At 71.8% G+C, this 25106-nt stretch carries 16 protein-coding genes and 1 pseudogene; 11 read left to right on the forward strand and 6 right to left on the reverse strand.

The window, feature by feature from the left end; all coding sequences use genetic code 11:
* Positions 1-276: 276 nt before the first annotated feature.
* The 5 genes and pseudogenes from ACIP2X_RS34540 to ACIP2X_RS34560 all read left to right on the forward strand — a co-directional run.
* Positions 277-3882, forward strand: a complete 3606-nt coding sequence (locus ACIP2X_RS34540) for an FHA domain-containing protein (RefSeq protein WP_401681251.1) — start codon at positions 277-279, stop codon at positions 3880-3882.
* A gap of 171 nt (positions 3883-4053) precedes the next feature.
* The gene (locus ACIP2X_RS34545) at positions 4054-5436 is read left to right on the forward strand and encodes an ABC transporter substrate-binding protein (RefSeq protein WP_401681149.1); all 1383 of its coding nucleotides are present in this window, start codon (positions 4054-4056) and stop codon (positions 5434-5436) included.
* Between the two features lie 76 nt (positions 5437-5512).
* The gene (locus ACIP2X_RS34550; RefSeq protein WP_401681152.1) at positions 5513-6793 is read left to right on the forward strand and encodes a carbohydrate ABC transporter permease; all 1281 of its coding nucleotides are present in this window, start codon (positions 5513-5515) and stop codon (positions 6791-6793) included.
* Positions 6790-7665, forward strand: a complete 876-nt coding sequence (locus ACIP2X_RS34555; RefSeq protein WP_401681155.1) for a carbohydrate ABC transporter permease — start codon at positions 6790-6792, stop codon at positions 7663-7665. The genes ACIP2X_RS34550 and ACIP2X_RS34555 overlap by 4 nt, the downstream gene beginning before the upstream one ends.
* Before the next feature lie 434 nt (positions 7666-8099).
* Positions 8100-8468, forward strand: a pseudogene (locus tag ACIP2X_RS34560) (glycosyltransferase family 2 protein); the annotation flags it as partial.
* 612 nt (positions 8469-9080) lie between these two features.
* On the opposite strand, the gene ACIP2X_RS34565 reads toward ACIP2X_RS34560, so the two are convergent.
* Complete coding sequence (locus ACIP2X_RS34565; RefSeq protein ID WP_401681254.1) at positions 9081-9494, reverse strand: organic hydroperoxide resistance protein; 414 nt, start codon at positions 9492-9494, stop codon at positions 9081-9083.
* Between the two features lie 123 nt (positions 9495-9617).
* Between ACIP2X_RS34565 and ACIP2X_RS34570 the strand changes: the two genes are divergently transcribed.
* Both ACIP2X_RS34570 and galE read left to right on the forward strand, forming a co-directional pair.
* A complete protein-coding gene (locus tag ACIP2X_RS34570; protein ID WP_401681157.1) occupies positions 9618-10097 on the forward strand; it encodes a MarR family winged helix-turn-helix transcriptional regulator in 480 nt (159 codons plus the stop codon).
* A 121-nt stretch (positions 10098-10218) separates the two neighbouring features.
* Positions 10219-11262 carry a UDP-glucose 4-epimerase GalE gene (gene galE / locus ACIP2X_RS34575; RefSeq protein ID WP_401681160.1) on the forward strand — a complete coding sequence of 348 codons (1044 nt, stop codon included), beginning with the start codon at positions 10219-10221 and terminating at the stop codon, positions 11260-11262.
* On the opposite strand, the gene ACIP2X_RS34580 is transcribed toward galE, so the two are convergent.
* A complete protein-coding gene (locus tag ACIP2X_RS34580; protein WP_401681163.1) occupies positions 11211-11837 on the reverse strand; it encodes a TetR/AcrR family transcriptional regulator in 627 nt (208 codons plus the stop codon). The two genes, galE and ACIP2X_RS34580, sit on opposite strands and share 52 nt — an antisense overlap.
* A 185-nt stretch (positions 11838-12022) precedes the next feature.
* On the opposite strand from ACIP2X_RS34580, the gene ACIP2X_RS34585 reads away from it, so the two are divergent.
* Both ACIP2X_RS34585 and ACIP2X_RS34590 read left to right on the forward strand, forming a co-directional pair.
* On the forward strand, positions 12023-12952 hold the full coding sequence (locus tag ACIP2X_RS34585; RefSeq protein ID WP_401681166.1) for an ABC transporter permease: 930 nt from the start codon (positions 12023-12025) through the stop codon (positions 12950-12952).
* Complete coding sequence (locus tag ACIP2X_RS34590; RefSeq protein WP_401681169.1) at positions 12945-13808, forward strand: ABC transporter ATP-binding protein; 864 nt, start codon at positions 12945-12947, stop codon at positions 13806-13808. The genes ACIP2X_RS34585 and ACIP2X_RS34590 overlap by 8 nt, the downstream gene beginning before the upstream one ends.
* Positions 13809-13877: 69 nt before the next feature.
* Here ACIP2X_RS34590 and ACIP2X_RS34595 read toward each other — a convergent pair whose 3' ends face one another.
* Positions 13878-18806 (reverse strand): NAD-glutamate dehydrogenase, encoded by a 4929-nt coding sequence (locus ACIP2X_RS34595; RefSeq protein ID WP_401681171.1) that lies wholly within the window; start codon positions 18804-18806, stop codon positions 13878-13880.
* Positions 18807-19382: 576 nt separating this feature from the next.
* Here ACIP2X_RS34595 and ACIP2X_RS34600 point away from each other — a divergent pair.
* On the forward strand, positions 19383-19949 hold the full coding sequence (locus ACIP2X_RS34600) for a DJ-1/PfpI family protein (RefSeq protein ID WP_401681174.1): 567 nt from the start codon (positions 19383-19385) through the stop codon (positions 19947-19949).
* Between the two features lie 53 nt (positions 19950-20002).
* On the opposite strand, the gene ACIP2X_RS34605 is transcribed toward ACIP2X_RS34600, so the two are convergent.
* Together ACIP2X_RS34605 and ACIP2X_RS34610 are read right to left on the reverse strand one after the other, a co-directional pair.
* A complete protein-coding gene (locus ACIP2X_RS34605; RefSeq protein WP_401681177.1) occupies positions 20003-20668 on the reverse strand; it encodes an HAD family hydrolase in 666 nt (221 codons plus the stop codon).
* A 94-nt stretch (positions 20669-20762) separates the two neighbouring features.
* Positions 20763-21278, reverse strand: a complete 516-nt coding sequence (locus ACIP2X_RS34610; RefSeq protein ID WP_401681180.1) for a DUF6912 family protein — start codon at positions 21276-21278, stop codon at positions 20763-20765.
* Positions 21279-21637: 359 nt separating this feature from the next.
* On the opposite strand from ACIP2X_RS34610, the gene ACIP2X_RS34615 reads away from it, so the two are divergent.
* Positions 21638-22132 carry an Rv3235 family protein gene (locus ACIP2X_RS34615; protein ID WP_401681183.1) on the forward strand — a complete coding sequence of 165 codons (495 nt, stop codon included), beginning with the start codon at positions 21638-21640 and terminating at the stop codon, positions 22130-22132.
* 159 nt (positions 22133-22291) lie between these two features.
* Here ACIP2X_RS34615 and secA read toward each other — a convergent pair whose 3' ends face one another.
* Complete coding sequence (gene secA, locus ACIP2X_RS34620; protein ID WP_401681186.1) at positions 22292-25102, reverse strand: preprotein translocase subunit SecA; 2811 nt, start codon at positions 25100-25102, stop codon at positions 22292-22294.
* Between the last annotated feature and the right edge of the window lie 4 nt (positions 25103-25106).

Genomic DNA, 25106 nt, shown 5'->3' on the forward strand with positions numbered 1-25106 from the left:
CGTGCTTCCCGCGTACTCGTTCCCGCCGACGTTCGAAGGAAAGACGCTCGCCTGTGTCCGGCGGTTGCCGGGAGACGGACGTGACTGATCTCAACTGATCGCCGGTGCCCTCCTGGGCAGGCACTTTTACGGGCAGAGCCGACCATTCAAGATCACTTGTTCCGGAGCGGCGGGCGCGTTGTCGGTGGCAGGTGCGAGGATGCGTGCAGTACTGGCCGACGTGCTCGTGTGGGGTGGGGGATCTCCGCGCCCGTGCAGAAGGGACCGCTGACGGCGATGCAGATCCGGCTGACCGTCGTAGACCCGCTGGGCCCGCAGTCCCCCGAGTTCCCGGCCCCGCCGGAGCAGGGCGGACCCCCACCGCCGCGAGGCCGGGCCGCGAGCCGCGACGTGCTGGTCACGGCACCCGCCGGCACCGCCCTTTCCGCGGTGGCCTCGGGCCTGGCCGCGGCGGTCTCCGGCGACGTCCCGTCGGGACCCGTGGTGCTCTACGCCGGTGCCGAGCGGCTCGACCCGCAGCGCTGCACCCTCGGTGAACCACCGCTGCTCGACGGCGCCGTGCTGTCGGTGGGCGGCCCGGCCGCCCCGGAGCCCCACCCGGAGCTGGACGACGCCCCGGCCCGCCTCGACGTCATCGCCGGGCCGGACGCAGGCGGCGTCCATCTGCTGCACGGCGGCGAGATCCGCGTCGGCCGCTCCGCCGAGGCCGACGTCCCGCTCGACGACCCCGACGTCTCCCGCGTCCACTGCGCGGTGACCCTGGGCGCGGACGGCCGTGTCGCCGTCGCCGACCTCGAATCCACCAACGGCACGACGCTCGACGGCACGCGCGTGAGCACCCGCCCGGTGCGGTTCACGCCGGGGGCGCTGCTGCGGATCGGCGAGTCCACGCTGCGGCTGGCGCCGGCCGGAGGGCCGGGGCGGCGGGTCGGGACGGCGCCCGACGGCGAGGGATGCGTGCGGGTCGGCGGGACGGCCGAAGCGGCGTCGCCGGCCGAGGCCTCGGGGGCGCGCGCGGACGGACCCTCCGCAAGGACGGGGCACGGCTACGGGAGCGCCGGGAACTGGGGAAGGCCGGCCGCCGCGGCGGACCCGGCGCCGGGCACCGCCCGCACGGACCGGGGGACCGGTTCGCCGGGCGAGTGGGCGGCGAGCACGCCGGACGCGGCCCGCGACGCCGCGCCCGCCGACGAGGACGCACGGGAGCAGGCGGCCGCAGCCGCCCACGACCGGCACCCCGGCACCCCCGGACCCGAGTCCCACGCCATGGAGCACCCGGCGACGGCCTCGCCCCTCGTGCCCGAGCAGGGCAAGGCCCCCCGCATCGAGAGCCGCGGCGCCGGGACGCAGGACCCGCACCCGGGCCCCGGCCCCGCCGCGCCCTCCGGCGACGGGACGCACGGCGGGCGGCTCGGCGCCGCCCCGCTCGACGTCCCCGCCGGTGACGCCGCAGGCCACCGCAAGGGCACGCCGCCGCGCGGCACCGACGTACCGCAGGGCGTGCGCAGGAGGGGTGGGCTCACGGCCTGGGCGCGGCGGCTGGCCGGCGGGCGCGGCACCGAACACGGGCCGGCCGCGCCGGGAAGTCACGACGCCGAGCCGGCCGGGGAAGCAGGGGAGCCGCCCGTCCGCGCCGACGCCCGGGAGACATGGCCGGACCCGGCCGCCCTGCTGCTGACCGCGCTCGGCCCCGGCCCCCGGCTGTGGGAGCGCGAGCCGGGACACCCCGAGGCACTCACCGTGCGGCTCGGTACGGCGGACCGGGCGGCGCCGGGCGGTGCGGGGCTGCTGCCCGCCGTGCCGGTCACCGCCGATCTGCGCGAGGTCGGCGCCCTGGGCCTGGCCGGTCCGCGCCCCCGCCTCGCCGGGCTGGCGCGCGCGGTGGTGGCCCAGCTCGCCGCGCTGCACTCCCCCGACGTCCTGGAAATCGTCCTGATCAGCACGGACCGTGCGCGCCCCCTGGAGGAGCGCACCGCGGAGTGGTCCTGGCTCGGCTGGCTGCCGCATCTGCGCCCGGCCCACGGCCAGGACTGCCGTCTCCTCCTGGCCCACGACCGCGAGCAGGCCGCGGCCCGCACCGACGAACTCCTGCGCCGCCTGGACGACCACCTCACGGACCGGGGCGGCCCGGCCGGCGCCGGCACGGCCATCCCCTCCCCGGGCCGGTCGCACCCCGAGAGCACCGCGCCGCCGGCCCACGCCTCGGCCGCCCCGGCCCACCGCCCGGCCTGGGCCCGGTCCGACGACGACGCACCCGCCGGCCCGGCGGACGCCGCCGGTCTCCCGGGACCCCGTACCGTCCTCGTCGTCGACGGCGATCCCGGCGGCGCCGGTCTCCGCGACGCCGTGGCACGGCTGGCCCTGGACGGCCCGCAGGCCGGCATCCATGTCATCTGCCTCGCCGAGACCGCCTCGGCCTCCCCCGCCTCCCCGGTCACCGAGACCTTCGAGGCCGCCTGCGCCGCGGCCCCGTCCTTCCGTGACTGCGGAGCCGTCGCCCTGCTCAGCGGTGACGTGGCGACAGCCCTGCGCCTGCTCCGTGTCGCCCGCACCGGAGCGAGGGCGGGCACCGGAGGCGGTACGGGCGCCGGGACCGGTTCCGCTGCCGGCCCCGCCCCGGTGGGCCACGGCACGGTCGGTGTCGTGGACGCCGTCTCCCCCGCCTGGGCCGAGCGGTTCGCCCGGGCGCTCGCCCCGCTGCGCACGGACGCGTCCGCCACCGGCACCCGGCTCGCCCGTGTCAGCGCTCCCCTCCCGCAAGCCGCCCGCCTGCTGGACGAGTTGGGCCTGGCACGGGCCACTCCCGCCTCCCTCATGGCCCGTTGGGCCGACGCCGCCGACGACACCGACGCGCTCGGCGGCCGGGCGCACGCCGTCCTCGGCGCCGGCCCCCGTGGCCCGGTCGCCGCCGACCTCGTCGTCGAGGGTCCGCACCTGCTGGTCGAGGGCCCGCCCGGCAGCGGACGCACGGAACTGCTGCGGGCCGTGGTCGCCTCGCTCGCCGCCGCCGAGCGGCCCGACCGGCTGAGCCTGGTGCTGATGGACGGCCGGGACACCGTGGGCGCGGCCGGCGGGCACGGCGACGGACTGCATCTGTGCATGGACATCCCGCACGTCACCACGCACCTCCTCGCCAACGACCCCGTGCGCATGCGGGAGTTCGCCCAGTCCCTGGCTGCCGAGCTGAAGCGGCGCGCGGAGCTGCTCGGACGCTCCCACTTCGCGCAGTGGCACACCGGCCGCGAGGTCTCCGGCCGCATGGTCAGCCAGCGCGCCGCCCCCACCGCCGGCGCCGGTGACCTGGACACCCCGCCCAGCACCACGCTGCGGCTGCGTCCCGCCGCGCCCCGCCCCACGGACGACGTGCCTCCGCTGCCCCGCCTCGTCGTCGTCGTGGACGACCTGGATGCCCTGGTCTCGCCGCCCCTCGGCTCGCCCGGCCGCCCCGCGGCCGGGTCCGTGATGCGCGCGCTGGAGGCGGTGGCCCGCGAGGGTGAGCGGCTCGGCGTGCACCTGGTGGCCGCCACCGGACCGGGGGGCCGTACGGCGGAGACCGAGCCCGTGCGACGGGCCTCGCTGCGCGTCGCCCTCGACGCCCCCGCGCCCGGCCCCGACGAACCGGCGCCCGGCCGGGGCCGGCTGACCCATCCCGACGGACGGATCACGCCGTTCCAGGGCGGCCGGGTCACCGGCCGCATCCCGCGCACGGCGACGCTGCGCCCGACCGTCGTCCCGCTGGAGTGGCACCGGATGGGCGACCCGCCCGCCCGCCGCCCGGTCCGCGAACTGGGCAACGGACCCACGGACCTGGCCCTCCTGGCGAGCGCGCTGGAGCGCGCGGCCCGGGAGGTGTCCGCCTGCGAGGTGCCGTCGCTGCTGTAGGCGCCTGTGCGCTCCCGCCGTCACCGCCCGCGCGCATGAGGAACAGTCACGACGCGGTCACGATCGCCGACTTGACACGGTACGCGCTCTTGCCGACCCCACGGACCCGGCGTAGACCAGTGCCACGGGACAGCGCTCGCACGTTCGACGAGGACGAAGAACGGGGCCGTAATGCACAGGAGCATCACCGACAGCCGCACCCGGACACGCAGGACCGCCCGCACCGCCGCGGCCGTACTGGCGGGAGCGCTCGCACTCTCGCTCAGCGCCTGCGGAGGCGACGACGACGGCGGGAACGAAGGAAGCGGCGGTACGGACGAGACCGCCACCACCGTCACCCTCCCCAAGCTGGACGGCGAGACCCTGGAGGTCGCCGCCGTCTGGACCGGCCCGGAGCAGGCCAACTTCAAGAAGGTGCTCACGGAGTTCGAGAAACGGACCGGCGCCAAGGTGACCTTCGTCCCCGCGCAGGACCCGATCATCAACTTCCTCGGATCCAAGATCGCCGGCGGCGCGCCACCGGACGTCGCGATGCTGCCCCAGGTCGGCGCCATCCAGCAGGCCGTGGAGAAGGGCTGGGCCAAACCGGTCGGGCCCGAGGCCCAGGAGCAGCTCGGCAAGAACTTCTCGCAGGGCTGGCAGGACCTCGGCAAGGTAGACGGCAAGCAGTACGGCGTCTACTACAAGGCCGCCAACAAGTCCCTGATCTGGTACAACACCCAGGTCTTCGAGAACGCGGGCGCCGAGGAGCCGAAGACCTGGGAGGAGTTGCTCTCCACCGCCCAGACCATCTACGACTCCGGCGTCACCCCGTTCTCCGTCGGCGGCGCCGACGGCTGGACGCTGACGGACTGGTTCGAGAACGTCTATCTCTCGCAGGCCGGCCCGGAGAAGTACGACCAGCTGGCCAAGCACGAGATCAAGTGGACCGACCCGTCCGTCGCCGAGGCCCTGACGACGCTCGCGCAGATCTGGGGCAAGGCGGACTACATCGCGGGCGGCGCGAGCGGCGCGCTGCAGACCGAGTTCCCGGCCTCCGTCACCCAGACCTTCACCGGCGGCGACCAGCCGAAGGCCGGCATGGTCTACGAGGGCGACTTCGTGCAGGTCAACATCGCGGAGACGGAGTCCGAGGTGGGCACGGACGCCAAGGTGTTCGCGTTCCCCCAGGTCGGCGACACCGCGCCGGTCGTCTCCGGCGGTGACGCGGCGGTCATCCTGGAGGACTCGAAGGCCGCGCAGGCCCTGGCCACGTTCCTGGCCTCGCCGGACGCGGCGACCATCCAGGCGAAGCTGGGCGGCTATCTCTCGCCGAACAAGAACGTGGATCCGAAGGCCTATCCGAACGCCGTGCAGCAGGAGATGGCCAAGGCACTGGTCGCGGCCGGCGACGACTTCCGCTTCGACATGTCCGACCAGGCCCCGCAGGCCTTCGGCGGCACACCCGGCAAGGGTGAGTGGAAGGCGCTGCAGGACTTCCTGAAGAACCCGAAGGACGTCAAGGGCACCCAGGAACGGCTGGAGGCCGACGCGGCAACGGCGTACGGAGACTGAGCCGGCCATGGCGTCGGCACCCACGGCAGGGGTCCCGCCCACCGAGGCCGGGACCCCTCCCCGTAGTCGCAAGAGCGTGACCGGCACCCGCAGGACCGTGGCAGCGCTGTTCCTGCTGCCCGCCCTGATACTGCTCGGCGCGCTCGTGGTCTACCCGATCGGGTACTCGGTCGTCCGCAGCTTCTACGACCAGTCCGGCGACGGCTTCGCCGGATTCGACAACTACCAGGCCCTGTTCACCGACGAGGGCATCCGCACGGCGCTGAAGAACAACATCCTGTGGGTGGTGTTCGCGCCGACGGTCGCGACGGCGCTCGGGCTCATCTTCGCGGTGCTGACCGAACGGGTGCGCTGGGGCACGGCGTTCAAGCTGGTCGTCTTCATGCCGATGGCGATCTCGATGCTCGCCGCGGGCATCATCTTCCGGCTCGTCTACGACCAGGACCCGGACAAGGGCGTGGCGAACGCGGTGTGGGTGGGGGTGCACGACACGTTCGCCCAGTCGTCGGCGTTCCCGAAGGCGCACCCGGGCCGGGAGTCACCGCTGACCGAGGACGGCGGCGCCTTCCTCACCAAGGAGCCGGTGCGCCTGGGTGAGCCCGTGAGCCTGCCCCTGGTGGGCGTCGCCCCCGACCAGATGCCCGACGGCGCCGCGAAGGCCGTGGCGGCGAAGGCCGACCCGGGCAAGGTCACCGGCACCACCTGGCAGGACTTCACCCGCGGCGAGGGGGTCGGCACCCTCAACGCCCCGGACGCCTCCGAGCTGGGCTATCCCGGCATGAGGATCGAGGCGGTCAAGGACGGCGAGGTCGTCGCCTCGGCCACGGCGGCCGACGACGGCACCTTCACGCTCCCGGCCGCCGCCGACGGGGCCCTGCTGAGGCTGCCCGACGGCAACTTCAAGGAGCCGTACAACGGGCTCGACTGGCTGGGGCCGTCGCTGGTGACCCCGGCCGTCATCGGGTCGTACATCTGGATGTGGGCGGGCTTCGCCATGGTGCTGATCGCCGCAGGGCTGGCGGGGATGCCACGGGAGCTGCTGGAGGCGGCACGGGTCGACGGGGCCAACGAGTGGCAGGTGTTCCGGCGGGTCACCGTGCCCCTGCTCGCACCGGTCCTCGCGGTGGTCGCCGTGACCCTGATGATCAACGTCCTGAAGGTCTTCGACCTGGTGTTCATCATCGCTCCGGGCTCCTCCCAGGACGACGCGAACGTGCTGGCGCTGGAGCTGTACCGCAAGGGCTTCTCCGAGGACCAGCCGGGCGTCGCGAGCGCCATCGCGGTGTTCCTGCTGCTGCTGGTGATCCCGGTGATGTGGTTCAACATCCGCAGGCTCAGGCGGGAGGTGCGGCGATGACCACGGAGTCCGTGCAGGGCAAGACATCCCTCGGCTCGCGTCTGGCCCAGGGCGTCAGCGGCGGTCTGATGCGGGTCTTCCTGATCGTCGTCGGCCTGTTCTGGCTGGTGCCGACCATCGGCCTGCTGCTGTCCTCGCTGCGCACCCCGGCGGACATGAACGAGAGCGGCTGGTGGACGGTGTTCACCGAGCCGGCCCAACTCACCTTCGAGAGCTACGACAAGCTGCTGAGCAACGGTGACATCACCGACTCGCTGCTGAACACGGCCCTGATCACGGTCCCGGCCACCGTGCTGGTCGTGGTCATCGGCTCGCTCGCCGGATACGCCTTCGCGTGGATGGAGTTCCCCGGCCGGGACTGGTGGTTCCTCGGCGTGGTCGGCCTGCTGGTCGTCCCGGTGCAGGTGGCGCTCATCCCGATCGCCGAACTCTTCGGCGCCGTCGGCCTGTTCGGCTCGATGCTGGGCGTGATCCTGTTCCACGTCGGCTTCGGCCTGCCCTTCGCGGTGTTCCTGCTGCGGAACTTCTTCGCGGAGATCCCGCGCGAGCTGCTGGAGGCGGCCCGGCTGGACGGCGCCGGTGAACTGCGGCTGTTCGCCCGGGTGGTGATGCCGCTCGGCGGGCCCGCGATCGCGAGCCTGGGCATCTTCCAGTTCCTGTGGGTGTGGAACGACATGCTGGTGGCGCTGGTCTTCACGGACTCCGGCAGCCAGCCGATCACGGTGGCGCTCCAGACGCAGGTACGGCAGTTCGGGAACAACATCGACGTGCTGGCTCCCGGCGCGTTCATCTCGATGGTGATCCCGCTGGCCGTCTTCTTCGCGTTCCAGCGGCAGTTCGTGTCCGGGGTGATGGCGGGCGCGGTGAAGTGACGTCCGTGGCAAGGGTCCAGGGGCGGGCCGGGAGACGGCCCGCCCCTGGGCGTTCACGGCGATATGCACCGCAGGCCGTACACACCGTAACCAATTCACCCCATCGGCCGTTCCCGGGCAGAACGCCCGCGCGGATCCGCCGTCCCCGGGTGGCGCCCTGCCCGAGTTCAACACGGGCGAATCCCCCGGCAGCCACCATTCAGCAACCTTCTGGTCACTTCACCGTCACCGAAAGCCACTGACCGCGTTTCACCTACCGGGAGTCCGTATGCCCCGCAGCTCGTCGCGGCCCACCCCGACGCGCCCGCCCACCTGGCGGCCGTCCGGGCGGCCCGGCCGTTCCGCGTCCGGTCCGCGCCGGGCCGCCCGGGATGTCCACGGCCCGGGGCGCGCGCCTCCCGACGCGCACGGATGACGAAAACGGAAAGAGGCGCATGCCCCGTTTCAGCATCATCGTTCCCTCGCACGGGGTCGAGGCCCTGCTGGCCCGGGCACTGGAGTCGGTGCTGGCCCAGTCCTTCGGCGACTTCGAGCTGATCACGGTGTGTGACGAGCCGGAAGCCCGGGCCACGGCCGTCACCGCCGGGTACGCGGCGCGGGACGGCCGACTGAGACCCGCGTACTCGCCGCCCACGGCCGGTCTGGGCGCGGCCCGCACGACCGGGCTGCGCGAGGCGTCGGGCACCTATCTGCTGTTCCTCGACGGCGACGACATGCTCCTCCCGGGCGCGCTGGCGGCGCTGGACGCCCGGCTGCGGGAGACGGGGCCCGTGGACGTGCTGCACTTCGCGCACGAGCGGCAGCCGGCGCGCACGGGCGGGGAACGGGCCGCCGCCCGGCTCGTCGCCCCGCCGGCCTCCCCTCCGGGAGCCTTCCACCCCGACGCCGCCCCCTGGCTCACGGTGGTGAACCGGCCCGTGTGGAGCGCCGCCTACCGGCGCGGATTCCTGATGGCCCACCAGCTCGCCTTCCCCTACGGCCACTTCACGGACCTCGGCTGGGGCGCGATGGTGACGGTGCTGGCGGAGCGGGCGGCGGTGTCACCGTCGGCGGCCGTACGGCATCTGGCGCGGGCGGGCGGGAGCCTGCGCGACGACGCGGGAGAGCGCCAGCTCGATCTGCTGGACCAGATCGAGCCGGCGCTCTTCCAGGCGGGTGCCGCGCGGGTGTCGGCGGCGCGCTCGCGGGCCCTGTTCGACCAGCTGTTCGCCGTGGTGGTGGAGGTGGCCGCCGACGCACGCGGCCTGCCCGTGAGGTCGCGGCGGGTCTTCTTCCGGCAGGCCGGTCAGCTCTACCGGCGCTATCTGCCGGCCGGGCACCGGCCCACCGGGGCGCCGCTGCGGCTGCTGGGGGTAGGCGCCTGGACGGCGTTCCGCGCGCTGCGGGTGCCGGCCGGGTGGCCGCACCCCGACGGGTCACTCGACGACGAGCTCGACCGGGATGTTGCCGCGGGTGGCGTTGGAGTAGGGGCAGACCTGGTGGGCCTGCTCGACGAGCTTGCGGCCGGTCGCCTCGTCCACGGCGTCGGGCAGCTCGACGCGCAGGGTGACGGCGAGCGCGAAGCCCTCGCCCTGCTTGCCGATGCCGACCTCGGCGGTGACGGCGGCCTCGCTCAGGTCGACCTTGGCCATCCGGCCGACCACGCCGAGGGCGCTGGCGAAACAGGCGGAGTACCCGGCGGCGAAGAGCTGCTCGGGGTTGGTGCCCTGACCGTTGCCCCCCATCTCGGTCGGCACGGCCAGCTGCAGGTCGAGCTTGCCGTCGGAGGAGACGGAACGCCCCTCGCGGCCGTGGGTGGAGGTGGCGACAGCGGTGTACAGCGCGTCCATGGGAATGACCGTCCCTCTCAGGTGATGTTCCGGCGATCCGTCCTGCCGGTCCGACACCAGAAGTAGAGCACACAATTCAATTGCGCACAACTAAATGGCGGACGGGAGGCTATCCTGGGAGGCATGACCACCACGTCCGCCGCCCAGTGGCTCCGCCTCGACCGACAGATCTGCTTCACGCTGAACGCGGCCTCGCGCGCCTTCGGCGGCATGTACCGCGTGGTCCTGAAGGACCTCGGGCTCACCTATCCGCAGTACCTGGTGATGCTGGTGCTCTGGGAGGACGGCACCGTGCCGGTCAAGAGACTCGGCGAGCGGCTGCGCCTCGACTCCGGCACGCTGTCGCCCCTGCTCAAGCGGCTGGAGGCGGCCGGCCTGGTCCGGCGTGAGCGCAGCGTGCGCGACGAGCGCTCGGTGGAGGTGCGGCTGACCGAGGAGGGGGACGCGATGCGGGAGCGGGCGCTTCGGGTACCGCAGCGCATCGCGGCGGCGACCGGCTTCGACGTCGAGGAGATCCAGGAGCTGGGAGCCCGTCTGGACCGGCTGACGACGGCGCTCGACGCCGCGGCCAAGGCAGAGGCGGAGGCGGAGGCGGAGGCGTAAGCCCGAGCACCCATCGGGGTCACGTTCGTTCGAAACGTGACAGGGGAGCGGCCGGCGCCCGCTCACCTGCTTCACTGTGGGGCGGACGGCACAAGCGCAACGGACGAGGGGACTGCCGCGGATGACCTGGCTGATCACCGGCGGCGCCGGCTACATCGGGGCACATGTCGTACGGGCGATGACCGAGGCGGGCGAGCGGGCGGTCGTGTACGACGACCTGTCCACCGGCATCGCGGCCCGCGTCCCGGACGACGTCCCCCTGGTGACCGGCTCGACCCTGGACGGCGAACTGCTGGGCCGCGTACTGACGGAGCACCGGGTCACCGGAGTCGTCCACCTGGCGGCGAAGAAGCAGGTCGGCGAGTCGGTGGAACTCCCCCTGCACTACTACCGGGAGAACGTCGAGGGCCTGCGCGTCCTGCTCGAAGCGGTGACGGCGGCACGGGTCCCGTCCTTCGTCCTCTCCTCCTCGGCAGCCGTGTACGGCATGCCGGACGTGGACCTGGTCACGGAGGAGACGCCCTGCGTGCCGATGAGCCCCTACGGCGAGACGAAGCTGGCCGGCGAGTGGCTGGTCCGGGCGACGGGCCGGGCGACCGGCATGGCCACCGCGTCCCTGCGCTACTTCAACGTGGCGGGCGCGGCGAGCCCGGAGCTGGCGGACGTGGGCGTCTTCAACCTCGTCCCCATGGTCTTCGAGAGGCTCACCGAGGGCGCGCCCCCGCGGATCTTCGGCGACGACTACCCGACCCCCGACGGCACCTGCGTCCGCGACTACATCCACGTGGTCGACCTGGCCGAGGCCCATGTCGCGGTGGCCCGCGCCCTGCGCGACTCCCCCGGCCGTGACCTCACCCTCAACATCGGCCGCGGCGAGGGCGTCTCGGTCCGCGACATGATCACCCGTATCGCCGCGGTCACCGGCCACCACCGGCCCCCGACCATCACCCCCCGCCGCCCCGGCGACCCTCCCCGCGTGGTGGCCTGCGCCGACCGCATCGCCACGGAACTGGGCTGGAAGGCCCGCCACGACGTCCAGGACATGATCACGTCAGCCTGGGAGGGCTGGCTGCGCACCCACCCGGACGCGGCCCCCGACCGGCGTCAGGAACCTCAGAGCTCCTTCAGCGCCGCCGCCGTCGAGCGGGCCAGCGACGCCAGGTAGCCCTTGGGGAGCTTGGGGTTGCGGATCACCACCGAGCGCCAGTAGAGCGGTCCGGAGATGAGGTCGAGGGCCAGGTTCGGATCGTGGCCGGCGCTCACCTCGCCGCGCTTCTCCGCCGCGGCCACGATCTTGCTGGCCACCCCCTCCTGGCCCTCGCGCAGCGCCTTCTGCAGGGCGTCGGCGATCTCGGGGTTGCGGGCCGCCTCCGCCTGGAGGTCGGGGATGATCTGCGAGGCCACGGGGTGCCGCAGCGCCCGGGACGTCACCTCGTAGAGCAGCCGGAGATCCGTCTCCAACGAGCCGGTGTCCGGCGCGGGCAGCCCCTGGACGGCGATCGCCGAGACGACGTCCAGCACGAGGTGCAGCTTGGAGCGCCAGCGGCGGTACACCGCGGTCTTGCCGACCCCTGCCCGGCGGGCGATGCCCTCGATCGACATCCGCGCGTAACCGACGGACGCGAGTTCCTCGAAGACGGCCGCCCGGATGGCCTCCGTGACATCCGCGCGGAGCACGGCCGCCCCGGCGGGGGTCCGGCGGCGCGGTCGCGGCTGGGGCCCGTCGGCAGTCGTCGTCATGCGGACCAGCATAGGGCGTTACGACGAAACGGTTGCGTTCCGACGTAGGAAAGGCCTACGCTCGCGTTGCGACGATACGGTCCCGTCCCGACGTAAGAAAACGTGAAGAAACACGCAGGAAAACGTCCGGGGCGCTTGCCATGGACCACCGCCGCACCCCCCACCCCCGACCGAAAGCAGCGGATGTGAGCCAGGTCCTCGACGCACCGCCCCCGACGACGGCCCGCACCTCGGCCCCGGCCGTCGACGACCTCGCGGCCCTCGCGGCCCGCTACGGCCTCACGGTCAGCGGCGCCCGCCCCTCGCTGCCCCAGTACGTCCGCCAACTGTGGGCGCGGCGCCACTTCATCGCGGCGTTCTCGACGGCCAAGCTCACCGCCCAGTACAGCCAGGCCAAGCTCGGCCAGGTGTGGCAGGTCATGAACCCGCTGCTGAACGCGGCGGTCTACTACCTGATCTTCGGCGTGCTGCTGCAGACCAAGAAGGGCGTGCCGGACTACGTCCCGTTCCTGGTCACCGGCGTGTTCATCTGGACCTTCTCGCAGAGCTCGATCCTGGCCGGCACCCGCGCCATCTCCGGCAACCTCGGCCTGGTGCGCGCCCTGCACTTCCCGCGCGCCGCCCTGCCCATCTCCTTCTGCCTCCAGCAGCTCCAGCAACTGCTGTTCTCGATGGCCGCCCTCGTCGTCATCCTGCTGGTCTTCGGCGTCCCGGTGGCCGCGTCCTGGGTGCTGGCGATCCCGGCGCTGGTCCTGCAGTTCACGTTCAACGCCGGTGTCTCGATGATCATGGCCCGGCTGGGCGCCAAGACCCCCGACATCGCACAGCTGATGCCCTTCGTGCTGCGCACCTGGATGTACGTGTCCGGCGTGATGTGGAGCATCGACCACCTGCTCAGCCGCCACGACGACCTGCCCGGCTGGGTCGGCCCCGTGCTCCAGGCCAACCCCGCCGCCGTCTACATCGACCTGATGCGTTTCGCGCTGATCGACAGCTTCAAGGCGAGCCAGCTGCCCGAACACGTCTGGATGCTCGCCACGGGCTGGGCCCTGCTCGCCGGGGTCGGCGGCTTCATCTACTTCTGGAAGGCTGAGGAGACGTACGGCCGTGGCTGAGAACCCCGACGGGACCACTCCCGAGCAGATCCCCACCGTCGTCGCCGACCGCGTCGACATCGTCTACCGCGTCAACGGCACCGGCGGCGGCCGCGGCTCCGCCACCGCCGCCCTCAACCGCATGCTGCGGCGCAAGAACGCCGAGAAGGCCGCCGGCGTCCGGACCGTGCACGCCGTCAAGAGCGTCTCCTTCGTCGCCTACCGGGGCGAGGCCATCGGCCTGATCGGCACCAACGGCTCCGGCAAGTCGACCCTGCTCAAGGCCGTCGCCGGCCTGCTCCCGGTGGAGAACGGCCGGATCTACACCGGCGGCCAGCCCTCCCTGCTCGGCGTCAACGCCGCCCTGATGAACGACCTCACCGGCGAACGCAACGTCCACCTCGGCGGCCTCGCGATGGGCATGTCCCGCGAGCAGGTCAAGGAGCGCTACCAGGACATCGTCGACTTCTCCGGCATCAACGAGAAGGGCGACTTCATCACCCTGCCCATGCGGACGTACTCCTCCGGCATGGCCGCCCGTCTGCGGTTCTCCATCGCCGCCGCCAAGGACCACGACGTCCTGCTCATCGACGAGGCCCTCGCCACCGGCGACCGCTCCTTCCAGAAGCGCTCCGAGGCCCGCATCCGCGAGCTGCGCAAGCATGCCGGCACGGTCTTCCTGGTCAGCCACAACAACAAGTCCATCCGTGACACCTGCGAGCGGGTGCTGTGGCTGGAACGCGGTGAGCTGCGCATGGACGGTCCGACCGAGGACGTCATGAAGGAGTACGAGGCCTTCACCGGCGACAACAAGCCGAAGCCCAAGCCCAAGCCGAAGCCCAAGGCGGCCGCGCCGCAGGTGCCTCAGCCGTCCTGACCGCCGTACGCACATGAGGGCGCCCCGGGCCGGAAACGGCTCGGGGCGCCCTCATGTGCGTGACGGGACCTACGAGTGCGTCCGCAGCAGCGTGCGCATGGTCCGCATCGCCACCGACAGGTTCGCCAGGTCGAACGCGTCGGAGCTCTGGATCTCCTCCAGGGTCGTCCGCGCCCGGCCGAGGATCGCCGCGTTCTTCTGCTCCCACACCTTGAAGCGCTGCTCCGGCGTGGCCGTGCCGTTGCCCACCGCGAGGACGTCCGCGGTGACGGCCGCGTGGGCCGCGTACAGGTCCTCACGGATGGCCGCGCGGGCCATGGACTGCCAGCGGTCGGCCCGGGGCAGCTCGATGATGCGGTCCATGAGCTGGGTGATGCCGAGCCGGTCGGCGAGGTCGTAGTAGACCTCGGCGACGTCCAGCGGCTCCTTGCCCATGCGGTCGGCCACCGAGACGATGTCGAGCGTCGGGAAGGCGGAGGAGAAGCCGGCCACCGGGGTGGCGAGCTCGTCCGGGACGCCGACGTCGGTCAGCTCGTCGTAGATCTTCTGCCACCACTCCAGGTCCGCGCCGCGCATCAGCTTGGGCAGCTGCGCCCAGACGTGCTCGACGCGCTCGGCGAAGAAGTCGACCGTCTCGGCGAGCTGGAGCGGCTGCGGCCGGTTGTTCAGCAGCCAGCGCGTGCCGCGCTCCACCAGACGGCGGGAGTGCAGCCGGATCCGGGTCTGGACCGTGGCGTCGACCTTGTTGTCGAGCGCCTCGACCCCGTCCCACACCGACGCCGAGCGGAAGATCGCACGGGCCGCGGTCTGGGCCCGGACGATCTCCTCCAGCGAGGCACCGGTCTCCTCGCGCAGCCGGTGCAGATAGGTCGTACCGCCGGTGTTGACCGTGTCGTTGACCAGCACGGTCGTGGTGATCTCACGGCGCAGCGGGTGGCTCTCGATGTGCTGCGGGAACTGCTCGCGCAGCTCGCTCGGGAAGTACGCGTGGAGCAGCCCGTGCAGATACGGGTCGTCCGGCAGCGAGGTGTGCAGCAGCTCCTCGGCGACCGTGATCTTCGTGTACGCCAGCAGGACCGCCGTCTCCGGGCTGGTCAGACCCTGGCCCTGGGCGAGCCGCTCGCGGATCTGGCGATCGGTCGGCAGGAACTCCAGGGCCCGGTCGAGGTCGCCCTCGCGCACCAGGTGGCGCATGAAGCGCTGCTGGGCGTGGAGCATGTCCTTGGACTGGGCGAGGGCGTTGGCGATCGCCGTGTTCTGCGCGTAGTTGTTGCGCAGCACCAGGTGCCCGACCTCGTCGGTCATCTCGGCGAGCAGCCGGTTGCGCTGCTTGACGGTCATGTCCCCGTCGGTGACCAGGCTGTTCAGCAGGATCTTGATGTTCACCTCGTGGTCGGAGGTGTCCACGCCCGCGCTGTTGTCGATGGCGTCGGTGTTGATCCGCCCGCCCTGCAGCGCGAACTCGATCCGGCCCAGCTGGGTCAGTCCGAGGTTGCCGCCCTCGCCGACGACGTTGACCCGCAGGTCCTTGCCGTCGACGCGGATGGCGTCGTTGGCCTTGTCGCCGACGTCCGCGTGGGTCTCGGTGGAGGCCTTGACGTACGTACCGATGCCGCCGTTCCACAGCAGGTCCACCGGCGCCTTGAGGATCGCCCGCATCAGGTCGGCGGGCGTCAGCTTGGTGACCTTCTCCTCGATGCCGAGGGCCGCGCGGATGTGCGCGTTGACCGGGATGGCCTTGGCGGTACGCGGGAAGATCCCGCCGCCCGCCGACAGCAGGTCGGTGTTGTAGTCCTCCCACGAGGAGCGCGGCAGCTCGAACAGCCGGCGGCGCTCCGCGTACGAGGTCGCCGCGTCCGGGTTCGGGTCGATGACGATGTGCCGGTGGTCGAAGGCCGCCACCAGCCGGATGTGCTCGCTGAGCAGCATGCCGTTGCCGAACACGTCACCCGACATGTCGCCGATGCCGACGACCGTGAAGTCCTCGGTCTGCGTGTCGACGCCCAGCTCCCGGAAGTGCCGCTTGACGGACTCCCAGGCGCCGCGGGCGGTGATGCCCATGCCCTTGTGGTCGTAGCCCGCGCTGCCGCCGGAGGCGAAGGCGTCGCCGAGCCAGAAGTTGTACTGCTGGGCGACCTCGTTGGCGATGTCGGAGAAGGTGGCGGTGCCCTTGTCGGCGGCGACCACGAGGTAGGTGTCGTCCTCGTCGTGCCGGACGACGTCGGCGGGCGGGACGACCTCGCCGGCCACCATGTTGTCGGTGATGTCGAGCAGCGCCGAGATGAAGGTGCGGTAGCTGGCGATGCCCTCCGCCAGCCACGCGTCCCGGTCCACGGACGGGTCGGGCAGCTGCTTGGCGACGAAGCCGCCCTTGGCGCCGACCGGCACGATGACGGTGTTCTTCACCATCTGCGCCTTGACCAGGCCGAGGATCTCGGTACGGAAGTCCTCGCGGCGGTCCGACCAGCGCAGGCCACCACGGGCGACCTTGCCGAAGCGCAGGTGCACGCCCTCGACGCGCGGCGAGTACACCCAGATCTCGAACGCCGGACGCGGCGCCGGCAGGTCCGGGATGGCCTGCGGGTCGAACTTCATCGACACGTAGTCGTGCGGGTGGCCGCCCCACGCCTCCTGGAAGAAGTTCGTGCGCAGGGTCGCCTTGATGACGGTGAGGAAGGACCGCAGGATCCGGTCCTCGTCCAGGCTCGCGACCTGGTCGAGGGCGGCGTCCAGCTCCTCCAGCAGGGCGTCCACGATCTCGTGCCCGGCGCGCTGCCGCTCCGGGGCCATCCGCGCCTCGAACAGGGAGACCAGCAGCCGGGTGGTGTGGACGTTGTTGCGGAGGGTGTCCTCCATGTAGTCCTGGCTGAACGTCGAGCCCGCCTGGCGCAGGTACTTCGCGTACGCCCGCAGCACCATCGCCTGCCGCCAGGTCAGCCCGGCGCTCAGCACGAGGGCGTTGAAGCCGTCGTTCTCCGCCTTGCCGGTCCAGCTCGCGGCGAACGCCTCCTGGAAGCGCTCGCGGGCGTCGTCGCCGTGGTAGTCCGCGCCGGTCTGCGCCTTGGGCATGCGCAGGCCGAAGTCGTAGATCCAGGCGACGCTGCGGTCGGCGCAGCGCAGCTCGTAGGGCCGCTCGTCCATCACCTCGACGCCGAGCCGGTTGAGCACCGGCAGGACGCGGGACAGGGAGACGGCGTCGCCCTTGCGGTAGATCTTGAAGCGCCGCTCGTCGGGGCCCGCGCCCACCGGCTCGTACAGGCTGAGCGCGAAGTTGTTCTGCTCGTCGAGCCGTTCGAGATGCCCCAGGTCGGCGACGGCCGCGCGCGGGCTGTGGTCGGCCTTGTAGCCCTCGGGGAAGGCGTTGTGGTAGCTGCGCAGCATCTCGGCCGCGCGCTCCTCGCCGACCTCGGCGTTCAGCGCCTCGGAGAAGCCGTCCAGCCAGGAGCGGGCGGCCTCGACCAGGCGGGCCTCGATGCGCTCCTTGTCGGCGTCCGACAGCTGCGGCAGCTCGGTGCCCTGCGGGACCCGGATGACGAAGTGCAGCCGGGAGAGGATCGACTCGGTGTTCCAGGCGGTGAAGTCGACGCTGGTGCCGCCGAGCTCCTCCTTGAGGATGTCGATGATCCGCAGCCGGACACCGGTGGTGTAGCGGTCGCGGGGGAGGTAGACGAGGGCCGAGTAGTAGCGGCCGTACTCGTCCTGGCGCAGGTAGAGCCGCAGCCGGCGCCGCTCCTGGAGGTAGAGCACCGACGTGACGATGGCCTGGAGCTCGTCGGCCGGGGTCTGGAACAGCTCGTCGCGCGGGTAGGTCTCCAGGATCTGGAGCAGGTCGCGGCCGTCGTGGCTGTTGGGCGAGAACCCGGCGCGGCTCAGCACCTCTGCGACCTTGCGGCGGATGACGGGCACCCGGCGGACCGACTCGGTGTAGGCGGCGGACGAGAACAGGCCCAGGAAGCGCCGCTCGCCGACCACGTTGCCCTGCTCGTCGAACTTCTTGACGCCGATGTAGTCGAGGTAGGACGGCCGGTGCACGGTCGCCCGGCTGTTGGCCTTGGTCAGCACGAGCAGCTTGTGCTCGCGGGCCTTGGCGCGGGCGTCGGCGGGCAGCCGCTCGAAGGACGGGCTGACGGGGTGGCTCTCCCCCGCCTCGTGGTGCGGGTCCGCGCGCAGTATGCCGAGGCCCGTACCGGGGACGGCACCGAGCGAGTCGTCGTCGGTCAGCTCGTACTCGCGGTAGCCGAGGAACGTGAAGTGGTCGGCGGCCAGCCAGCGCAGCAGCTCGCAGGCCTCCTCGATCTCCTCCTGCGGCAGATCCGCGGCGACGGGCTCCTGCAGCAGCCCCTCGGCGATCCGCAGCGCCCCCTCGCGCATCTTGCCCCAGTCCTCGACGGCCTCACGGACGTCGGACAGGACGCGCAGCAGGTCGACGGTGATCTGCTTCAGGTCCGACCGGTCGGTCTCACGGTCGATCTCGACGTGGATCCAGGACTCGACGTGCGCGTCGTGCGGTAGCTCACCGGTGGGCGGGGTGGTGAGCACCTCGATGAGGCGTCCGGTGACATCCCGGCGCACCACCATCTGCGGGTGGATGACGACGTGGATGCCCCGGCCCTGCCGGGTCAGCTCGTTGGTGACGGAGTCGACCAGGAACGGCATGTCGTCGGTGACGACCTCGACGACGGAGTGGCTGCACGTCCAGCCGTTCTCCTCGACCGTCGGGGTGTGCACCCGGACGTTCGCCGTGCCCTGGGGGCGGTTCTCGGCCAGCCGGTAGTGCGAGTAGGCGGTTCCGAAGACGTCGACCGGATCGCGGTCGGCGAGGTCCTCCGGGGCGGTGTGCAGGTAGTAGCGCTGGAGGAACGCGAGTACGGCGGCCCGGTCGGGGGTGCCGTGCTCCGTCGTCCCAGTCGGTAGGTACCCCCCGACCGGGCTGTTCTCAGCTACCCGGGCGGCCCGATCGAGCAGCTCGGCCTTGGCTTCGTCCAGCTTGGTCTGCATTGTCCTCTGGCTCCTGTCGCGCGCCGTTGCGTGACGTAGAAGGAAGTACGGTCTCCGGCCTTCCGACGCGACGTCGTGACGCGGGGTGTCCGGTCCGTTCCGACGCTATGCCGCAAGGTGAGATGAGCGGGGGGATATCAGCCATTTCCCACGCGCCCGGGGCATGTGATGCTGCTCTCGACGGCATCCGCTCCCGGGGTGTGCGCGGTACCGCGGGGCTTTCGAAAGCCCCGCCCCGCCCGCGAGGACCAGCGACCGCCGCCCGGACACGGATGTCTTCCATGCTCTCCGGGCGCAGGGCAGGGACACGGAGGTCCCCGCGAACTATCGCGCTGATCACGCCACCAGGCTATCGCTCCTCACCCGGGGCCCGTCATGAGCCGTATGTGTACAAAACCGGGGGTGGAACTTTGACACTCTGCACAGGGGCGCGGAGGCGAGAGCCGTCGTAACGGGCAGGACGGCACCGCACCACTCGTCCCGAAACCGGCGCGTCCCCTAGGCAAGCCCGCACCCGCGAGGCACGTTGGCAGGGAGACCGCACCCACAAAGCCACCTCGAAGGGGAGCAACCCCCATGACCGCCAAGATCCTCATCCTCACGGGCGACGCGGCAGAGTCCCTCGAAGTGCTCTACCCCTACCAGCGCCTCCTCGAAGAAGGCTACGAGGTCCACATCGCCGCCCCGACCCGCAAGAGGCTCCGGTTCGTCGTCCACGACTTCGAACCCGGCTTCGACACGTACACCGAGAAGCCCGGCTACACCTGGGACGCCGACCTCGCCTTCTCCGACGTCGACCCCGGCCAGTACGTCGCCGTGGTCATCCCCGGCGGACGCGCCCCGGAGTACCTCCGCAACGACCCCGAACTCCGCAAGATCCTCAAGTCCTTCTTCGACGCCGACAAGCCCGTGGCCCAGATCTGCCACGGCCCCCTGCTCACCGCCGCGGTCGACAGCCTCCGCGGCCGGCGCGTCACGGCGTACCCCGCGCTGGAACTCGACATGCAGGCGGCCGGCGCCACCTTCCAGGACACCGAGGCCGTGGTCGACGGCACGCTGGTGTCGTCCCGCGCCTGGCCGGACCACCCGGCCTGGATGCGCGAGTTCCTCACGGTGCTGCGCGCCAAGGCGCCGGTGACCTGAGGCGGACGGTCCCCTGGAGGCGGGGCGGCGGGGCGTGACGCGCCGCCTCCGGGTCAGGCGGCCATCTCCTGCGCCAGAGCGACCGCTTCCGCCAACGAGTCCACCACCGGCACGCCCGCCTCCTCCAGGCTGGCCCGGCCGTGGGACCCCCCCGTGTAGAGCACGGCCCTGGCCCCCACGTGCTGCGCCGCCACCGCGTCGTCCGCGGCGTCCCCGATCACGACCGTGCGGGACGGATCCACCCCGGCGAGCGCGGCCACGTGCCGCACCATGTGCTCGGCCTTGCTGCCCCCGGACGGTCCGGTGCGCCCGTCGACCCGCAGGAAGTGTGTCTCGATCCCGAACCCCCGGACCAGCGGCACGAGTTCCTCGTGCCCGTACATGCTCAGGATCGACTGGCTCCGGCCGCCCGCCACCCAGTCCATGAGCAGTTGCTCGGCTCCCTCGGTCAGCGCGCACCGCACCCGGTGCTCCGCGTAGTACCGATGGAAGGTCTCGTCCATCACCAGCCACTCCGCGTCGGACGGCAGCCGCCCGAGCAGGCGCTCGTAGAACTTCGGCACCGGCACGCAGTACAGCGCCCGGTACTGCTCCATCGTGATCGGTTCCAGCCCCAGCTCGGCGAACGCCGCGTTCGTCGCCCCGATGATCGCGTCATTGTCGTGGAACAGCGTGCCGTTCCAGTCCCACACAATGTGCGAAGCTCCCTGCATCCCCATGCCGCAAAACGTTACCCGCCCGCACCGACAACCAGGACACCCGCAGGTCAGCAGGGCGCCACCGGCCCGGGGGCGGCGGCCTGGCGGCACGCCCTCAGTTCCCGTCCCCCACCAGGTTCGGGACCTCCTGCGTCGCGTACCAGAGCAGTTCGTGGTCCTCGGCCCCGTCCACGAGGGACTGCGCGTCGTCGTCCCCGCCGTCCGCCGCCCGCACCGCGCCGGCAGCCGCCGCGACATCCGCCGCCGCGTCCGCCGAGTCGACATGCACCGACGCCACCTTGGCCAGCGGCACGGCACCGGCGAGCCCGACCTCACCCGGCGCCGCCGGGTCGGCACCCCGCTCAGGGCCGGGGCTCACCCGCCCGTCCGGCACGTCGACGGCGACCACGACCCGCCGGCGCGGCGCCCCCTCGTCCGCCGCGAGCAGCCGCAGCGAGGCCAGCGCGGCCTGGCCCAGTGCCGCGTACTCCAGTTCCTCGGTGTCCTCGGAGACGTACCAGTCACGCAACGCGGGCGTGACGGCGTACGCGACGAGCGGCCCGGCCCCCACCTCGCCCGTCCTGTACGCCTCGGCGAGACCGGGGAGGGTCAGGGGGACGTAGACGCGCATGGCTGTCCGCTTTCGTGGTCGGAGGGGCTCACAAGCCCGTCGGAAGGGCTCCACGAGCCCGTCCGAGGGGGCTACACAAGCCCAGGTGAAGGGCCTTCAGGATACGTGCGGGGGTCCCCTTTCGAGTCCCTCCCCGCCCGCCAGGAGGCGTCCACCCCACGCCGGGGATTCACCCGGCCCGCCCCCGCCCTGACGGGCCCCCGTTCCCTCGCGTCACCCGGATAAGTGAAACCTCCGGACCCTGCCGCCCCGGCCCCGCCGGTTTGCCGCTCCTCGACACGTCCCCGTACAAGATCCCCAACAGGAAGTTACCGCTCGGTACGACATCGGTCGGCCGGGCCCGGCGATTCGGGGACCCCATGAACAAGGTCATGACCAGGACAGTCCAGCGGCACCCCGCCTCCCGTCCCCCCACGCGCCGCGACACCCGCCGCCCCGGCGGTGGCCCACCCCGCGCCCCGGGCGCCGGACCCACCCGCCCTGCCTCCGCCGGCACGCGGCCCCCGGCCGTCCCGCAGCCTCGCCCCACCGACCTCTTCGCCGACCGCCTGCTGCTGGTCCTGAGCGGTCAGCGGCCCGTCCACGCCATGCTCCGCCACACCGCGGGCCCCGCCTACGACGACCTGGCACACCTCGCCGAACACGGCCCCCTGCGCGTGCACGGCCCACGCCCCGTCATCCGCGACATCGGCTACTGCGAGCCCCGCCCCGGCGCCATCGAGGCCTTCGTCCGCATCGGCACCGGCGACCGCCTGCGCGCCATGGCCTTCCGGCTGGAGCTGGGCCGCGACAGGCGCTGGCGCTGCACGGCCGTGGAACTCGGCGGCGCCCGCACCCGGGCCGGCCACCACTAGAACGTCGACCGGTACAGCGACCGGTACGGCGACCGGTACAGCGACCGGCGCCACGACTGGTGCCACGACTGGTGCATCGCCGCCCCGGCCACGGCACGCCGAAGGGCCGGGCACCCCTCGGGTACCCGGCCCCTGGTCCGGCTGTGACGTCGGACAGCGCTACTTCTTGCGGCGCCGCCCGGCCTTCGCCTGCTTGCGACGCTCGGCACGCGTGAGGCCGTCGGCCTCCGAGCGCACCGGCTCGCCGTCCTCGGTGAAGTCGCCCTCGATGGTGCCGCCCTCACCGTCCACGGTCGGCGCGGTGAAGTGCAGGTTCCGCCGCTGCGGGGCCTCCAGGCCCTTGGCGCGGATCTCGGGGCGGGGACCGGCCTGCGCGGGCACCGCGTCCTGCTTCTCCAGCGTCGGCTTGGTGTCCTCGACGGGGACCTCCTCGACCTGCTGCTCGACCTGGACCTCCAGGTTGAACAGGTAGCCGACGGACTCCTCCTTGATGCCCTCCATCATGGCGGTGAACATGTCGAAGCCCTCGCGCTGGTACTCGACCAGCGGGTCCTTCTGGGCCATCGCGCGCAGGCCGATGCCCTCCTGGAGGTAGTCCATCTCGTAGAGGTGCTCGCGCCACTTGCGGTCGAGGACCGACAGCACGACCCGGCGCTCCAGCTCACGCATGATCTCGGAGCCGAGCTGCCCCTCACGCGACTCGTACTGCGCGTGGATGTCGTCCTTGATGGACTCCGAGATGAAGTCCGCGGTGAGTCCGGCGCGGTCGCCGGCCGCCTCCTCGAGCTCCTCGATGGTGACCTTCACCGGGTAGAGCTGCTTGAAGGCACCCCACAGCCGGTCCAGGTCCCACTCCTCGGCGAAGCCCTCGGCGGTCTCGGCGGCGATGTAGGCGTCGATCGTGTCGTTCATGAAGTGCTGGATCTGCTCGTGCAGGTCCTCGCCCTCCAGAACGCGGCGCCGCTCGCCGTAGATGACCTCGCGCTGCCGGTTGAGGACCTCGTCGTACTTCAGGACGTTCTTACGGGTCTCGAAGTTCTGCTGCTCGACCTGCGACTGCGCCGACGCGATCGCCCGCGTGACCATCTTGTTCTCGATCGGCACGTCGTCCGGGACGTTCGCCATCGACATCACGCGCTCGACCATCTGCGCCTTGAACAGCCGCATCAGGTCGTCACCGAGGGACAGGTAGAAGCGGGACTCGCCCGGGTCGCCCTGCCGGCCGCTGCGGCCGCGCAGCTGGTTGTCGATGCGCCGGGACTCGTGCCGTTCGGTGCCCAGCACGTACAGGCCGCCGAGGTCCTTGACCTCCTCGAACTCGGTGCGCACCGCCTTCTCGGCCCGCTCCAGAGCGGCGGGCAGCGCGGCGGCCCACTCCTCGATGTGCTCCTCGGGGTCGATACCGCGCTGGCGCAGCTCGGCCTCGGCGAGGTCGTCGGGGTTGCCGCCGAGCTTGATGTCCGTACCACGGCCGGCCATGTTGGTGGCCACCGTCACGGCGCCCTTGCGGCCCGCCTGGGCGACGATCTGCGCCTCACGGTCGTGCTGCTTGGCGTTGAGCACCTCGTGCTGGATGCCGCGCTTGCTGAGCTGCTGCGAGAGGTACTCGGACTTCTCGACCGAGGTGGTGCCGACCAGGATCGGCTGGCCCTTCTCGTGCTTCTCGGCGATGTCGTCGACGACCGCGTCGAACTTGGCGACCTCGGTGCGGTAGATCAGGTCGGACTGGTCCTTGCGGACCATCGGCCGGTTCGTCGGGATCGGGACGACGCCGAGCTTGTAGATCTGGTGGAACTCGGCGGCCTCGGTCATCGCCGTACCGGTCATGCCGGAGAGCTTGCCGTAGAGGCGGAAGAAGTTCTGCAGGGTGATCGTGGCGAGGGTCTGGTTCTCGTCCTTGATCGGCACCCCCTCCTTCGCCTCGATCGCCTGGTGCATGCCCTCGTTGTACCGGCGGCCGGCGAGGATACGGCCGGTGTGCTCGTCGACGATCATGACCTCGCCGTCGATGACGACGTAGTCCTTGTCCTTCTTGAAGAGCTCCTTCGCCTTGATGGCGTTGTTCAGGTAGCCCACCAGCGGCGTGTTCACCGACTCGTAGAGGTTGTCGATGCCCAGCCAGTCCTCGACCTTCGAGACACCGGACTCGTGAATGGCGACCGTGCGCTTCTTCTCGTCGACGTCGTAGTCGCCGGTCTCCTCGATGCCCTTGAGCGGCTGGCCCGCCTCACCGCGCTTGAGGCGCGTGACGAGCTTGGCGAAGTCGCCGTACCACTTGGTGGCCTGGTCGGCCGGGCCGGAGATGATCAGCGGCGTACGGGCCTCGTCGATGAGGATGGAGTCGACCTCGTCGACGATGGCGAAGTTGTGGCCGCGCTGGACCAGTTCGTCCTGCGACCACGCCATGTTGTCGCGCAGGTAGTCGAAGCCGAACTCGTTGTTCGTGCCGTAGGTGATGTCGTAGCCGTACTGCTCGCGGCGCTGGGCCGGCGTCATGTTGGCCAGGATGCAGCCGACGGACAGGCCGAGGAACTTGTGGACGCGGCCCATCATCTCGGAGTCGCGCTCGGCCAGGTAGTCGTTGACCGTGATGAGGTGGACGCCGTCGCCGGACAGCGCGTTCAGGTAGGCGGGCAGCGTGCCCACCAGGGTCTTGCCCTCACCGGTCTTCATCTCGGCGACGTAGCCGAGGTGCAGGGCGGCGCCACCCATGATCTGCACGTCGTAGTGGCGCTGGCCGAGGACACGCTTGGCGGCCTCACGCACCGTGGCGAACGCCTCGGGCAGCAGGTCGTCCAGGCTCTCACCGTCGGCGTACCGCTGCTTGTACTCATCGGTGAGGGCCCGCAGCTCGGCGTCGGAGAGGTCGACGAAGTCCTCTTCGATGGAGTTGACCTGGTCCGCGATGCGGTGCAGCTTGCGCAGGATCTTGCCTTCGCCTGCACGCATGATCTTCGAGAGGACGGACACGGGG

Source organism: Streptomyces sp. NPDC089424, assembly GCF_044749345.1.
Taxonomy (GTDB): Bacteria; Actinomycetota; Actinomycetes; order Streptomycetales; family Streptomycetaceae; genus Streptomyces.